This window comes from Arthrobacter sp. Y3221157, from assembly GCF_059089865.1.
Genome location: NZ_JBNHFD010000003.1, coordinates 34,349 through 47,311, shown reverse-complemented (window position 1 = coordinate 47,311; position 12,963 = coordinate 34,349). Strand labels below are relative to the sequence as shown.

12 protein-coding genes and 1 tRNA gene are annotated in these 12,963 nt (G+C 65.9%); all 13 read left to right on the top strand.

The window, feature by feature from the left end:
• Positions 1-6 precede the first annotated feature (6 nt).
• The 13 genes from AC5RTT_RS01930 (at position 7) to AC5RTT_RS01870 (ending at position 12,902) form a co-directional block, all read left to right on the top strand.
• Positions 7-636 (top strand): DedA family protein, encoded by a 630-nt coding sequence (locus AC5RTT_RS01930; RefSeq protein ID WP_494143786.1) that lies wholly within the window; start codon positions 7-9, stop codon positions 634-636.
• Positions 637-815: 179 nt separating this feature from the next.
• Positions 816-1,538 carry a DedA family protein gene (locus tag AC5RTT_RS01925; RefSeq protein WP_494143785.1) on the top strand — a complete coding sequence of 241 codons (723 nt, stop codon included), beginning with the start codon at positions 816-818 and terminating at the stop codon, positions 1,536-1,538.
• A gap of 39 nt (positions 1,539-1,577) precedes the next feature.
• Entirely contained in the window at positions 1,578-2,708 is a 1,131-nt protein-coding gene (locus AC5RTT_RS01920) for an adenosine deaminase (RefSeq protein WP_494143784.1), read from the top strand.
• 73 nt (positions 2,709-2,781) lie between these two features.
• Complete coding sequence (locus tag AC5RTT_RS01915) at positions 2,782-3,393, top strand: MazG nucleotide pyrophosphohydrolase domain-containing protein (RefSeq protein WP_494143838.1); 612 nt, start codon at positions 2,782-2,784, stop codon at positions 3,391-3,393.
• A 90-nt stretch (positions 3,394-3,483) separates the two neighbouring features.
• The gene (eno, locus tag AC5RTT_RS01910) at positions 3,484-4,764 is read left to right on the top strand and encodes a phosphopyruvate hydratase (protein WP_494010648.1); all 1,281 of its coding nucleotides are present in this window, start codon (positions 3,484-3,486) and stop codon (positions 4,762-4,764) included.
• A gap of 155 nt (positions 4,765-4,919) precedes the next feature.
• On the top strand, positions 4,920-5,579 hold the full coding sequence (locus tag AC5RTT_RS01905; RefSeq protein WP_494143783.1) for an FtsB family cell division protein: 660 nt from the start codon (positions 4,920-4,922) through the stop codon (positions 5,577-5,579).
• Positions 5,580-5,607: 28 nt separating this feature from the next.
• Complete coding sequence (locus AC5RTT_RS01900; RefSeq protein WP_494010646.1) at positions 5,608-6,279, top strand: DUF501 domain-containing protein; 672 nt, start codon at positions 5,608-5,610, stop codon at positions 6,277-6,279.
• Positions 6,276-7,223 carry a Ppx/GppA phosphatase family protein gene (locus tag AC5RTT_RS01895; protein WP_494143782.1) on the top strand — a complete coding sequence of 316 codons (948 nt, stop codon included), beginning with the start codon at positions 6,276-6,278 and terminating at the stop codon, positions 7,221-7,223. Before AC5RTT_RS01900 ends, AC5RTT_RS01895 begins: the two co-directional genes overlap by 4 nt.
• A 6-nt stretch (positions 7,224-7,229) precedes the next feature.
• Positions 7,230-8,606 (top strand): S8 family serine peptidase, encoded by a 1,377-nt coding sequence (locus AC5RTT_RS01890; RefSeq protein ID WP_494143781.1) that lies wholly within the window; start codon positions 7,230-7,232, stop codon positions 8,604-8,606.
• A gap of 59 nt (positions 8,607-8,665) precedes the next feature.
• Positions 8,666-10,144, top strand: a complete 1,479-nt coding sequence (locus tag AC5RTT_RS01885; RefSeq protein WP_494143780.1) for an NAD(P)/FAD-dependent oxidoreductase — start codon at positions 8,666-8,668, stop codon at positions 10,142-10,144.
• Between the two features lie 138 nt (positions 10,145-10,282).
• A complete protein-coding gene (locus tag AC5RTT_RS01880; protein ID WP_494143779.1) occupies positions 10,283-11,227 on the top strand; it encodes an N-acetyltransferase in 945 nt (314 codons plus the stop codon).
• Positions 11,228-11,248: 21 nt separating this feature from the next.
• Positions 11,249-11,322, top strand: a tRNA-Leu gene (locus AC5RTT_RS01875).
• A 218-nt stretch (positions 11,323-11,540) separates the two neighbouring features.
• Positions 11,541-12,902 carry an ABC transporter substrate-binding protein gene (locus AC5RTT_RS01870; RefSeq protein WP_494143778.1) on the top strand — a complete coding sequence of 454 codons (1,362 nt, stop codon included), beginning with the start codon at positions 11,541-11,543 and terminating at the stop codon, positions 12,900-12,902.
• Positions 12,903-12,963: the final 61 nt, after the last annotated feature.

Below are 12,963 nucleotides of genomic sequence, written 5' to 3'. Positions count from 1 at the left end.
GGGATCATGCAGGCCATCAATGACTTCATCCTCGCCGCAGCCGGGCAGCCCTGGGTGCTCTTCCTGGTGTTGGCGTGCTGCATCATTGACGGCTTCTTCCCGCCCATTCCCAGCGAGTCCGTGGTGGTGGGGCTGTCCGCCGTGGCTGCCACGGCGGATGTCCCCAACCCCTGGCTTTTAGTGCTCGTGGCCGCCCTGGGTGCCTTCTCGGGGGACAACATCGCCTACCTGATCGGGCGCCGTGTTGGCACCACCCGCTGGTCCTGGATGCGGCGTCCACGCATGCAAAGCGCCTTCCGCTGGGCCGGCGGCGAACTGCGGAAGCGCCCTGCGTCACTCATCCTCGTTGCGCGGTTCGTGCCCATTGGCCGGGTCGCTGTGAACCTGACGGCGGGTGCCACGCAGTACCACCACCTTCGCTTCATCGCCCTCACAACCCTTTCGGCCGTCCTCTGGGCGGTGTACTCCGTGGGGATAGGGCTGTTCTTCGGCCAGTGGTTCGAGGAGAACCACCTGCTGGGCGCCGTCATCGCCATCGTGTGCGCCGTGGCGCTCGGCATCGTGGTGGACGTGGTGATCAACCGCCTCCGGCGGCAGACCCCCGTGGTCGGACGCATGCGGGAACCCGAGGCCTGACCGGACGGAATATCACCCCCAGGGACGACGCATCCGGCCTCGGCCGGGGATAGCGTGGGAAAGGTGTTTCCCGGCCCCGGGCGTAGCGGACGGCGCCCGGGCCATGGGACACTAAGGAACGATTTCCGCTACGGCAGCGTCGCTATAGCTGCGTCATCATTGTCTAGGAGCAAGACCGCGTGGAGTTTATTAATGAGGCCGTGCTCCATGCAGCGGGCCAGTGGTGGATCTACCCGGTCCTGCTCGTGTTTTTCTTCGTGGACGGCTTCGCCATGGTGGTGCCGAGCGAAACCCTCATCGTCGCCCTGGCAGCCTTCGCCCGGCACAGCGGCGAGCCCAACCTCTGGATCCTTGGCGCCACTGCGCTGATCGGGGCGATCGCCGGGGACAACATGGCCTTCATGCTGGGACGCCGGATCGGGCTGGACCGGTGGAAATGGATGCGCCGGCCCAAGGTCAGGAAGGCCTTCAGCTGGGCGCGCTATGAGCTGGACAAACGCGGGGCGGTCCTGATCTTCACGGCCCGCTACATCCCCTGGGGCCGAGTCGCCGTCAACTACGTCGCGGGCAGCACCGGCTTCGGCCACCGCAGGTTCTTCCTGTTGGATGCCTTCGCCTGCATCACCTGGGTGGGCTACTCCATCGGGATCGGGCTGCTCGCCAGTTCCTTCCCCTGGCTGCACCACAACCCGCTGCTCAGTGCCGGCATCGCCGTTGTCTTTGCCATCATTCTGGGCATCCTGATCGACCACCTGCTCCGCTTGTGGCACAAGCACCTTGCCCGGAACGACGCCCAAGAGGTGGACGAATGGCTCGACGGCGGGCCCTCGGGTGCCCGCAACGGCAAGCCCGGGTCCGGCGTCCTTGCGCCGTCCGCCGACGGCGGGCCGGCAACACCGTAGCCGCTGGCTTTGCGCCCCCGCCCACCCTAAGGTGGGAACGTGACTGAGCCTATTGTTGACGCTGCCCCTGCCATCGATTTTGACCTGAAGAACCTGCCCAAGGTCTCGCTTCACGACCACCTGGACGGAGGCCTCCGTCCGGCCACCATCATCGAACTTGCCGAGGCAGTCGGGCACACTCTTCCGTCCACCGATCCCGTGGCGCTGGGCCAGTGGTTCCGGGAGTCGGCCGATTCCGGTTCCCTGGTCCGTTACCTCGAAACCTTCGACCACACGGTGGCGGTCATGCAGACGCATGAAGGCCTGTACCGGGTGGCCAAGGAATTTGTCGAGGACCTGGCAGACGACGGCGTCGTATACGGCGAAGTGCGGTGGGCCCCCGAACAGCACCTCCAGAAGGGTCTCACGCTGGATGAAGCCGTGGAGGCCGTCCAGGAAGGCCTGGAAGCCGGGGTCGAGGCGGTAGGGGACAGCGGCCGCGAGATCCAGGTGGGCCAGCTGATCACGGCCATGCGCCATGCCGACCGCGGCCAGGAGATCGCCGAGCTCGCCGTCCGCCACCGCAACCGCGGTGCCATTGGCTTTGATATCGCCGGCGCGGAGGACGGCTTCCTGCCGTCCCGTTTCAGGGACGCCTTCACCTACCTGGCCCAGCAGAACTTCCCCGCCACGGTGCACGCCGGCGAAGCTGCCGGACTGGAAAGCATCCAGTCGGCGCTCGTGGACGGCCGCGCGCTGCGCCTGGGCCACGGCGTGCGGATCGCCGAGGACATCATGGTGGAATTCGACGACGACGCCGAGGACACCATTGGTCTGGTCACCCTGGGCGACCTGTCGAGCTGGATCCGCGACCGCGGCATCGCGTTGGAAATCTGCCCTTCCTCGAACCTTCAGACCGGCGCGATCGCGCCCTTCGGCGAAGGTATCGACAGCCACCCCCTGGACATGCTGTACCAGCTGGGCTTCAACGTCACCATCAACACGGACAACCGGTTGATGAGCGGTGTTACCCTCACGGACGAGTTCGAGCTGCTGGTGGAGACGTTCGACTACGACCTCGACGACCTGCTCGAGCTCACCCTGAACGCCGCCGAGGCTTCCTTCCTGCCCCTGGAGGAGAAGGAGGCGCTGGTGGAGTACATCAACGACACCTACGCCAACCTTGGCTGAGCAGCCGGACCACAGCACCCCCGTGGGGGAGCTGTTGGCCGTGATTGCTGCGCTCCGCGAGCACTGCCCCTGGATGGGCGCGCTGACGCATGCCTCGCTCGTGGAGTACCTCCTCGAGGAAGCCTACGAAGTTGCCGAAACCATCGAGGCGGGCCATCCCGACGCCGAGCTCCAGGCCGAGCTGGGCGACGTCCTGCTCCAGGTGGTGCTGCACGCCCGGCTCGCCGAGGAGCGCGGGGCATTTAAGTTCGACGACGTTGCCCGCGGCCTGGCTGCCAAGATGGTCCGGCGGAATCCGCATGTCTTCCGGCCCGACGGCTCGCTGCAGGACACTTTCCCGGCCACGGTGGATGAGATCGTGCGGAAATGGGATGCGGTGAAGCGGGCGGAGCAGCCAGCGCGCACCAGCCACTTCGAAGGGATCCCGCACGCCCTGCCCGCGCTGGCCCGGGCGCAGAAGTCGGTGGACCGCGCAGCCCGCGCGGACGCGCCCCTGCCGGCAGGGACGCCCGTCCCCGCAACGGAGGAAGAACTCGGGGAGCTGCTCCTCGCCGTCGTACGCTCCGCACATGACGCCGGATTCGACGCCGAACGTGCCCTGCGGGGGGCTGTTCGGCGCTACCAGCAGGAGAAATCCCCGTCCCAACACCATCATGACGTCCGCGCCCCGGACCGGTTTCCGTAACCCGGACCACTCTCGACTACGCTGGTCCGTGACGAGTACGTCGAGTCTTTCTGCAAGATCCCCCGTTAATCGCCCATAAGGAGCAAATTCATGGCGCTTATCGATGCCATCCACGCCCGCGAGATCCTCGATTCCCGTGGCAACCCGACCGTAGAAGTTGAGGTCCTGCTCTCCGACGGCCAGATTGGCCGGGCAGCAGTACCTTCCGGCGCTTCCACCGGCGAGCACGAGGCCGTCGAACTGCGTGACGGCGACAAGGGCCGCTACCTTGGCAAGGGCGTCCAGAAAGCTGTCGACGCGATCATCGACCAGATCGCACCGGCGCTGACCGGTTTCGACGCGACCGACCAGCGCTCCATCGACCAGGCCATGCTGGACCTGGACGGCACCCCGAACAAGGGCAAGCTGGGCGCCAACGCCATCCTGGGCGTTTCCCTGGCCGTGGCCAATGCAGCCGCCGCCTCCGCCGACCTGCCGCTCTACAAGTACCTGGGCGGCCCCAACGCGCACGTCCTGCCCGTGCCGCTGATGAACATCCTGAACGGCGGCTCCCACGCGGACTCCGACGTCGACATCCAGGAATTCATGATCGCACCCATCGGCGCCGAAACGTTTTCGGAGGGCCTGCGCTGGGGCGTTGAGGTGTACCACAACCTCAAGTCCGTCCTGAAGGAAAAAGGCCTGTCCACCGGCCTGGGCGACGAGGGCGGCTTCGCCCCGAACCTGCCCTCCAACCGTGCCGCGCTGGACCTGATCCAGGAAGCCATCAAGAACGCCGGCTACACCCCGGGCAAGGACATCGCCCTGGCCCTGGACGTGGCATCCTCCGAGTTCTTCAAGGACGGCGCCTACCAGTTCGAGGGCAAGTCCCTGAGCTCGGCCGAGATGAGCGCCTACTACACTGAACTCGTGTCCGACTACCCGCTGGTGTCCATCGAGGACCCGCTGGACGAGAACGACTGGGACGGCTGGAAGACCCTGACCGACGCCATCGGCGACAAGGTCCAGCTGGTGGGTGACGACCTCTTCGTCACCAACCCCTCCATCCTGCAGCGCGGCATCGACACCCGCACCGCCAACTCGTTGCTGGTGAAGGTCAACCAGATCGGCTCCCTGACCGAGACGCTGGACGCCGTCAGCCTGGCGCAGCGCTCCGGTTACACCACCATCACCTCGCACCGCTCCGGTGAGACCGAGGACACCACCATCGCCGACATCTCGGTGGCAACCAACGCCGGCCAGATCAAGACCGGCGCGCCGGCCCGCTCCGAGCGCGTTGCCAAGTACAACCAGCTGCTGCGCATCGAAGAGGAACTCGACGACGCCGCACGCTACGCAGGCCGCAGCGCGTTCCCGCGTTTCAAGGGCTAGTAGCCGCGTAAAGCAATAAACGGTGGCTATGGTTGAAAAGACCATAGCCACCGTTGTTGTTTCAGCAGCATCCGTCAGCCCGGTTGTTGTCCAGCGCCGTTTTGTTGTTCAGCACAGACAGTGGCGGCCGCAGGCAGGCCGCGATCAGGAGTGTCATGGCTACCCGCCGTCCCAAAGTTCCCAAGGTCAGCCCCGCCCGTCCAGGAAGCGAAACCTCCGACGGCGCCGACGTCATCCAGGCGGATTTCGGCTCGGCCAAGGACAACCCGGGCCCGGCAGGACGCCCCGGCGTCGACAGCAAGCCCCCGAAGGCACCAGCCGGACAGGCACCGGCCACGGGCGCACCCGCAGGGCGTGCCAGGCCGGGAAAGGGCAGCAGCGCAACCAACGGTGCCGCGAACCAACCCGCGGAAGAGGGGCAGCAGCCTGTTCCGGCGAAGGCTTTTTCCGGCCGGATGCTGGCACTGGCCGTGGTGATGGTTGCGATCACCATCATGCTGGCGCCCACAGTGAAGATCTTCTTCGACAAGAAGTCGGAAATCGACGCGCTGAATGCCGATATCGCCGCCCGCGAGGCTGAAGGCGACCGGCTCCGCCAGCAGGTCTCCCGCTGGCAGGACCCCAACTACGTGAAACAACAGGCCCGGGACCGCATTAACATGGTTATGCCGGGCGAAACCGGGTACTGGGTCTTCGGCAGCGATTTGCCCGCGGGAGAAGCCAGCAGCCACACCGGTGCAGCAGCACAAGACCCCGCCGATCTGCCGTGGGTGGATTCCCTGTGGGAGTCCATCGAGCGCGCGGCCACAGACTGAACCGCAAAAGGAAGGACGGCCCGCGACAGTGGAACACAACACGGCAGCCGCCCGGGACGACTCCCGCCAACCATCAGCACACGATCTTGAAGTATTGAGCCGGCAGCTGGGACGTCCGGTCCGCGATGTGGTGGAAATCCCTGCCCGCTGCGTGTGCGGCAATCCGCTGGTGGCGGCAACGGCTCCGCGGCTGAGCAACGGCACCCCGTTCCCCACCACCTTCTACCTGACGCATCCCGTGATCACCTCCGCGGTGTCCCGGCTTGAGGCGGCGGGGGTCATGAACACCATGAACGAGCAGCTGGCCGGCGACCCGGAGCTGGCAGCCGCCTACCGGTCTGCGCATGAAGCCTACCTTGCCGCGCGGGACGCGATTGGCCGGCGGTCCGGCATCGGCGCTGTCCCGGAAATCGACGGAGTCTCCGCCGGGGGCATGCCCACCCGTGTCAAGTGCCTGCATGTCCTGGTGGGGCAATCGCTCGCTGCCGGCCCGGGCGTGAATCCGCTGGGGGATGAGGCGCTGCAACAGATCCGCGAATGGTGGACGGCGGACAGGTGCTACTGCGAGGGGGCCTGGGACACCACCGGCGAAGCTCCTTCCCGGGACCTCAGCCGGCACGGGCCGCAGGGCCTGCCGGACATCGTGGGCCGCCCCGCCCCTGTGCGGAAGTCGGCCAATCCTGCCGAGGCTGCCCAGTGACCCGGGTAGCCGCCATCGACTGTGGCACAAATTCGATCCGCCTGCTGATCGCCGACGTACACCGCAGCAACGGCACCACCAGCCTCACCGACGTGGTGCGCGAGATGCGCGTAGTCCGGCTGGGGGAGGGCGTGGACGCCACCGGTGAACTTGCCCCCGCAGCACTGGAGCGCACGTTCGCCGCCACTGCCGATTACGCACAGATGATCCGGGACCACGGCGCTGAATCCGTCCGGTTCGTCGCAACCTCCGCCAGCCGGGATGCCCGGAACCGGGACGTCTTCGTGGATGGAATCCGCAACCTCCTGGGCGTGGAACCGGAAGTGATCTCCGGCGACGAGGAAGCTGCGTTGTCCTTTGCCGGTGCCAGCAGTGTCCTGCCCATCCTGGACGGCCACCAGGTTCTGGTGGTGGACCTGGGCGGCGGCAGCACCGAGTTCGTCCTCGGCACCGCACAGGGCGTCACCGCGGCGAAGTCGGTGGACGTCGGCTGCGTCCGGCTGACGGAACGGCACCTGCGGAACGATCCGCCCAGCGCGGAACAGATCGCGGCGGCGGAAGCTGACGTGGACGCAGCCATGGCCCTCGCGGGACAGCACGTTCCGCTGGAACAGGCAACCGCCGTCGTCGGTGTTGCCGGCTCCATCACCACCATCACCGCCCACGCCCTCCGGCTGCCCGAATACAAGCCGGACGTCATCCACGGCGCGGAACTGCCCATTGACACCGTCCGCGCCGCCTCGACGGACCTCCTGGAGATGGTCCGGTCCGAGCGCGCCGGGCTGCCTTACATGCACCCGGGACGCGTGGATGTTATCGGAGCAGGGGGACTGGTGTGGCGCAGGATCCTGGAACGCCTGGGCGAACTCACCGGCGGCAGGATCACCACGGCGACGGCCAGCGAGCACGACATCCTTGACGGCATCGCCCTGAGCATCGGCTGAACCCGGATGCGATCCATTCCCCACCCAGTATTGCGCCGGACCGGAGCGGCGGCGCTTGCCCTGGTCCTCGCCGCCTGCGGCCTCGCTGCCGGTCTTATCACGGCTCCGGCGGCCCAAGCGGACGAGTGGCGGGACAAGCAGTACTGGCTCGCAGACTCCGGCATTACCAAGGCCTGGGAAGTGTCCAAGGGCGCCGGCGTCAAGGTGGCCGTCATCGACAGCGGGGTGGACGCGCAGCATCCGGACCTCAAGGGCGCGGTGGCAGGCGGCTATGACGCGTCCGGCTCCGGCCAGCCGAACGGCCAGAAGAGCGTCGGGTCGAAGCCCGAACACGGCACCCTGGTGGCCACCATGCTTGCCGGCCGGGGACACCAGCCCGCCGACAAATCGGCCACCCCCACGCCCGGCCCCGCTGCGCCGCCACCGGACGGCATCATCGGTGTGGCCCCTGAGGCCCAGATCCTGTCCGTGTCCACATGGCTTGGCTCACCGAACCCCTCCGGAAAAAGCGACCAGGACCAGATTCCGGAAGCGGTCCGCTGGGCCGTGGACAACGGAGCGAAAGTCATCAACATTTCGCTCGGCAGCACCGCCCCGCAATGGCCGCAAAGCTGGGACGCCGCCTTCCTGTACGCCGAGCAGAAGGACGTGGTGATCGTCGCTGCAGCCGGCAACCGGATCGGCGGCAACACCCAGGTGGGAGCCCCGGCCACCATCCCGGGTGTCCTCACCGTCGCCGGCCTGGACCGCTCGGGGACTGCCAGCGTCGACGCGTCCTCGCAAGGCATCAGCATCGGGGTGGCAGCACCGGCCCAGAACCTGCTGGGCGGCCTCCCGGGCGGGGGATACGCCGAATGGGCAGGGACCTCCGGATCCACACCCATCGTTGCCGGCGTTGCGGCACTGATCCGCTCCAAGTGGCCTTCCATGAGCGCCGAGCAGGTCATCAACCGGATCGTCTCCACCGCAAAGGATGCCGGACCGCCGGGCAAGGACCCCCTCTACGGCTATGGCATCCTCAACGCCGAAGCGGCGCTGAAGGATAACGTGCCCGAAGCGAAGAGCAATCCCCTGGGAACCATTGCCGAGTGGATCAGGGTGCACCGGCGTGGCAACCTTGCCACCCCCACCCCGGTCCCCACGGCAGAGGCGCCGGTTGCTGCGCCGGCACTTCCGGAGGCAACCGTCCCGGCCGCAGAGCCGCCGTCGAAGCGTGATACTGCCATTGGAGGTGCGGTCGTCATCGGATTTGCCCTGCTGTTCGCGGCCATCATCGCCGCGGCCGCGATCCAGCTGCGCCGGGCGGCGCGGGACCCGGCGCTAGCGGGCGAGGAACCGGAAACAGGTGTGCTGGAAAAGGTGCATCCGGTGCGGAAAACCTAGCATTACCGGCCCTTCGAGCAGTTAGTGAAGATTTTCACAAACTGCGCTATCCTTAAACTATGGCAACCACCCCAGAGCTCCAGGACCGTCCCAGGGTACTCGTCGTCGGCGGCGGGTACGTCGGCCTGTACGTAGCACTCAAACTGCAGAAGAAGATCGCGAATGCCGGTGGCATCGTCACCCTCGTGGATCCACTGCCTTACATGACCTACCAGCCGTTCCTCCCCGAGGTGGCGGGCGGCAACATTGAGGCCCGCCACGCGGTGGTATCCCACCGCAAGCACCTCAAGCAGACGGAACTGATCCAGGGCCGCGTCACCTCGATCGACCACGCCAACCGCACTGCGGTCATCGCCCCGTCCGACGGCGGCGAAAACTTCGAGGTCCCCTACTTCGACGTCGTCCTGGCGGCAGGTGCCATCACCCGCACATTCCCCATCAAGGGCCTCGCGGACAAGGGCATCGGCCTGAAGACCATCGAGGAAGCCGTTGCGCTGCGCAACAAGGTCCTGGAGCGCATCGAGGTTGCCTCCACCATGACCGATCCTGCCGCCCGCGCCAAAGCCCTTACCTTCGTGGTGGTTGGCGGCGGTTTCGCCGGCATCGAGTGCATCACCGAAATGGAGGACCTGGCCCGCGCCGCGGTCCGGAACAACCCGCGGATCAAGCAGGAAGAAGTCCGCTTTGTCCTGGTGGAAGCCATGGGCCGCATCATGCCCGAGGTCACTGCCAAGCAGGCCGAATGGGTCGTTGAGCACCTGCGCAGCCGCGGCATCGAGGTCCTGCTGAACACCTCGCTGGACAGCGCCGAAGGCACTCTCAAGCTCATCAACCTCCCGGACAAGTCCCCTGCCCAGGAGTTTGAAGCCGACACCCTCGTGTGGACGGCCGGCGTCCAGGCCAACCCGATGGTCCGCTCCACCGACTTCCCGCTGGAGCCCCGTGGCCGCGTCCGCGTCCTCCCGGACCTCCGCGTTGCCGGAGACGAAGGCATTGTGGACAACGCCTGGGCTGCGGGCGACATCGCCGCCGTGCCCGACCTCACGGGCAAGGGCCTGCCTGACGGTACCTGCGTTCCGAACGCACAGCATGCGCTCCGCCAGGCCAAGCGCCTGGCCAAGAACCTCTGGGCTTCGCGCTGGGAAAAGCAGCTGAAGGACTACAAGCACAAGAACCTCGGCGCCGTTGCAGGCTTTGGCGAGTGGAAGGGCGTAGCCAACATCAACCTGGTTGGCAGCATCGGGCTCAAGGGCGGGCTCGCCTGGCTGGCCCACCGCGGCTACCACGGGCTGGCCATGCCCACGTTCGAGCGCAAGTTCCGGGTGATCTTCAACTGGATCATCAGCTTCTTCGCCGGCCGTGACACCACCCAGCTGATGGACCTGGACAACCCGCGCGGTGCTTTCGTTGCCGCTGCCACCCCGGCGCCCAAGCCGGCTGCTGCAGCCGCACCCGCGGCGACAGCCCCGCCGGCAGCCGGTGGTACCGGCTCCACAGCGGTGCAATCCAAGGAATCTGTGACGGCACAGGCCAAGTAGCACACGCAGTGCCGGACGGCGGCTGTCCCCTTCGCGGGGGCGGCCGCCGTTTGCGTCCCGGCGGCCATTCAGCCGGACAGGCACCCATTCCTGACCCCGGTCCTGCTGGCGGTGCTGCCTGCCTCCTAGACTGGGCTCATGACTGCCGAAGTGAACCTGCAGGCGCTGCTGGCCGGTATGCACCCCGTTCAGCGCGAGGGGGAGTACGTCTACGTCCTGTGGCCGCACGGACGGCCCCTGGCGGCCGGCATCGAGGCGGCAGTACGCGAGGCTGAAGGCCTGACAGTGGTGCTGCCGCGTGCTGACGCGGACCGGGAGGGGCTCAGCTATGACTTTGTGGGAGCCTGGATCACGCTGCAGGTCCATTCGGCCCTGGAGGCGGTGGGCCTTACCGCAGCAGTCAGCAGGGCCCTTACGGACGCCCGCATCAGCTGCAACGTCCTGGCCGGTTTCCATCACGACCACCTGCTGGTGCCGGTAGCGGATGCGCCACGCGCCCTTGAAGTCCTGGCCGAACTCGCTGCCCGGAGCCGGGATGCCCCGCGCCGGGAGCTGGTGCTGCGCAGCGAGACCCCCGCAGACCGGGACGCCATACTGGCCCTGACGGCCGACGCTTTCGCAATTTCGCCGGCCACAGGCCTGCCTGCAGAAGGGGAGCCGGTGGAAGTGGGGGTGCTTCGCGCACTCTTTGACGCCGAGGAGTACATCCCGGACCTCAGCGTAGTGGCCGTCCAGGACGGGGAGATCGTGGGCCATGTCATCAGCACCCGCGGGTGGGTGGGTGATCAGGCGCTTCTCGGCCTTGGCCCCATCGGTGTCACTCCACGGCTGCAGCGGCAGGGCATCGGTGCGGCACTCATGCGCGAGACAATCGACAGGGCCAATGCCACGGGGGAGCGCGGCATCGTCCTGCTTGGAAGCCCCGACTACTACTCCAGGTTTGGCTTTGTCCCGGCGTCCAGTTTTGGTGTCCAGGCGCCCGAACCGGAGTGGGGCGACTACTTCCAGCTCCTGCCGCTCGCCCTGTGGTCCGGCGGTGTCCACGGTATGTTCCGGTACGCCGGACCGTTCTCACTCACCTGACGGGATACCATTGGACCCGGCGCCCCAGTAGCCCAATTGGCAGAGGCATCGGACTTAAAATCCGCGTGTTGTGGGTTCGAGTCCCACCTGGGGTACAGGGAAAAGCAGGAGACTTCAGGGTCTCTGCGAGGAAGCCGTCCGCATCTTACGGGCGGCTTCCGCCGTTTAATTCCACATATGCAACGACTGTTATAAGGATGTGACCTCAGTCACTTATCTTCGCCTGTGATTTGCATTAGCTTGAAGCTAAATCAGGAATCCCTGATTTTTCGTGTCGAAGGCCGTTCGCACCTTTAGATCGAGGAGCTCGTAAATGACTTTATTCCCCCAGGCGGGAGCCCGCGCTGCCAAGCTGACAGCGCTTGGCATCGGCGTTGCCTTCGTGGCAACGGCTTGCGGCGGTCCGTCCACACCCACGGCGACCGAGACCACCACTGGAGCAGCTGCGGCCGGAATCGCATGCCCGGCACCGGGCGCAACTGGCGAAACCAGCGCGCCGGCCACGGGCGGCGCTGGCGGTGGTTCGGTGCCGCCGTCCACTGGAACAACCGAAACTCCTTTGAAACTCGGCTCGCTGTTGCCCACCACCGGTTCCCTGTCTTACCTCGGGCCACCAGAAATTGCCGGCGTTAATCTTGGCGTGAAGGAAGTCAACGACGCCGGCGGTGTCCTGGGCAAACCTGTGGAAGTAATCCACCGCGATTCAGGTGACACCAAGACGGACATCGCCACCCAGTCGACAAATGCATTGCTGGGGCAGGGCGTCAACGCCATCATTGGTGCCGCCTCGTCAGGTGTCTCCAAGACCGTCATCAACCAGATCACAGGTGCCGGGGTCATCCAGTTCTCGCCGGCTAATACTTCGCCGGACTTCACCACATGGGACGACAAAGGACTGTACTGGCGTACGGCACCATCCGATGTCCTTCAGGGCAAGGTCCTTGGCAACTACATGGCTACCTGTGGCGCCCAGACGGTGGGCATGATCGTCCTAAACGATGCCTACGGAACCGGCCTGGCAAAGAACATCAAGGCCGCGTTCGAGTCCGCAGGCGGCAAGGTTGTGGCCGAGGAACTGTTCAACGAGGGTGACACCCAGTTCAGCAGCCAGGTGGACAAGGTTATCGCGGCTAAGCCCGACGCAATTGCCCTGATCACCTTTGACCAGGCCAAGAGCATCGTTCCTCTTATGACAGGCAAGGGGGTCCAGCCCACCACGATGTTCCTGGTGGACGGCAACACCGCGGACTACAGCAAGGACTTCCAGCCGGGAACCTTGCAGGGTGCACACGGCACCTTCCCCGGGACATTTGCAAACGAAGCGTTTACAAAGAAGCTCCTGGAGATTGATCCCGCATTGAAGGACTTCACCTACGGCGGTGAGTCATACGATGCTGTCAACCTGATCGCCCTCGCTTCTGAAGCCGCAGGGAGCACCAGCGGCGTCGAAATCGCAAAGCAGCTCAAGGCGGTCTCGGAGTCGGGTGAGAAGTGCAACGACTTCGCCTCCTGCGTTACTTTGCTGCGTGAGGGCAAGGACATCGACTACGACGGCCAGTCGGGTCCGATCACCTTCTCCGACGCCGGTGACCCGACCGAGGCTTACATCGGTATCTACGAGTACACCGCGGACAATAAGCTCCAAGCCGTACAGTCGGAATTTGGCAAGCTCTAGTAATCGTCAGAACACACGAAGGAGCCCCCGTCCTGCCGGACGGGGGCTCCTTCGTGCAGTT